We start from the raw sequence: 1,291 nt of genomic DNA, 5'->3' as shown, positions 1-1,291 counted from the left end.
TGTATTTATGTTTAAAAAGTGTGTGGGGCCTTCAGGGTGAGATATGTCTTTTGAAAAATGGAAATCACTTGATCTGCCGTGTACAAAAAAAGCCCAACATACGTTGGACTTTTGAAAGACAAATAAGCGGAAGATATTTAAAGGATACGCTTTAAAACACCGTCAGCTTTTAAGCGAGTGATTTTTCTCACGAGTTTTTGCACAGCAAGCGGGTAATCTTCGACTTTTTCCAACTGTTTGTAAGTGCAGATTAGCTGCGTATGTTCAAGGATTCGGGCTACTTCATCTTCAAACTTATGAGTAAGGTTTGCGTAGTCATCTTGAATCAATAAACCATTTTCAAGATCGAGAGACCAAGCACGCGGATTTAAGTTGTTACCCGTAAGCAGCATGTATCGTTTATCAACCCAGATACCTTTTAGGTGGAAGCTGTTGTTTTCATGCTTCCATAAGTGCACTGAAAGCTTACGAGCTGCAATGTTCGCCTCATTTGCTTTGGCAAAGCGGCGCAGATTTACCTCGTAAAGGTAAGGAAGACCACCAATGGTTTTGAAATCTTCTTCTGGAGAGATATAGAAATCGTTCGCGGTTTTATCTCCTACCACGATCGTTACTTTTACTCCACGTTTCATTGCACGTTTTACTTCCCGGTGAATTGATTTAGGGAAGTTAAAATATGGCGTACAGATGAAAATTTCGTTTTTTGCTGCTGCTAGTAGCTTGACGATTTGCTGGTTTAGTAAGTTTCGACGCTTACCAAGACCAACAAGAGGTGTGATCTTTACTTTATCTTCCGCCGCTGCCTCATGGGCAAATTGATAGTTGGCTTGAGCAAGAGAAGAGCGAAGTTGGCGAATTGCCGATTTAATTTCTTTGGTTTCCGGCTTATCTCGATCGGCCAAGTCGTTTACTGCAGGGTGAGCAATCATTTCATTTTGAACGAAGTTCACCATCGTATCTGCAAGGGATTTGTGCTTAATAACATGGTAGCGATCAAATCGATAGCGACCATGGTACTGCAAATAAACGTTATTAAGGCTAGCGCCACTGTAAATCACGGTATCGTCGACGACGAAGCCTTTTAAATGAAGTACACCAAATACTTCTCGACCGCGAACGGGGATACCATAAACAGGGATGGCATGTTGGTATTGGTCAGCAAACGCTTTATAAAGCGCTGAGTTGCCTTCTGATGTTTCTGCACCAATAAGGCCGCGTTGTGCTCGGTGCCAGTCAACACAGATATTAATGTCTAATCCTGGATTACGCTGCTTGGCTTCGTAAAGTGCAG

The 1,291-nt window shown here is 42.3% G+C and carries 1 protein-coding gene; it reads right to left on the bottom strand.

Annotated elements, in window-relative coordinates:
• Positions 1–137: 137 nt before the first annotated feature.
• Positions 138–1,291 (bottom strand): CDP-diacylglycerol--serine O-phosphatidyltransferase (gene pssA, locus R7Z49_RS23325; RefSeq protein WP_318112112.1); only part of this gene is annotated, 1,154 nt, incomplete at its 5' end.

The organism is Vibrio sp. 1562 (assembly GCF_033340155.1).
Lineage (GTDB): Bacteria > Pseudomonadota > Gammaproteobacteria > Enterobacterales > Vibrionaceae > Vibrio > Vibrio alginolyticus.
The sequence above is the reverse complement of the archived record's forward strand: the minus strand, read 5'-3'. Positions and strand labels throughout refer to the sequence as shown.